The following is a 319-nucleotide window of genomic DNA, read 5'->3' as shown; positions in this document are numbered from 1 at the left end:
ACCGTCTGGGGTGTTACCCGTTTTCTTACCATACACAACGTTAGAAGTGATGGTCAGAACAGACTGAGTCGGGATAGCGTCACGGTAGGTGTGCAGTTTCTGAATTTTCTTCATGAAACGTTCTACCAGGTCAACAGCCAGGTCATCTACACGCGGATCATTGTTACCAAACTGCGGGTATTCGCCTTCGATTTCGCAAGATTAAACGTCCAGTTATTGTTCTTTTCAGCGAGGCGAATCAGGCGCGCGTCGGGCTTTTCGAGCTTGATCCACGGCAGCCAGACCGTTTTGGTCAGCAGCGCCAGCGGGGCCAGCGTTG

At 51.7% G+C, this 319-nt stretch carries 2 protein-coding genes; both read right to left on the bottom strand.

What is annotated here, in order from left to right; translation table 11 throughout:
* Positions 1-192 (bottom strand): pyruvate formate lyase family protein (locus AC0L3J_RS37830; RefSeq protein WP_473350509.1); only part of this gene is annotated, 192 nt, incomplete at its 3' end.
* A complete protein-coding gene (locus tag AC0L3J_RS37825) occupies positions 147-269 on the bottom strand; it encodes a hypothetical protein (protein WP_473350507.1) in 123 nt (40 codons plus the stop codon). The genes AC0L3J_RS37825 and AC0L3J_RS37830, both read right to left, overlap by 46 nt.
* Between the last annotated feature and the right edge of the window lie 50 nt (positions 270-319).

This window comes from Bradyrhizobium sp. Kon37, from assembly GCF_055807535.1.
This window is presented reverse-complemented; position numbering and strand designations above follow the sequence as displayed.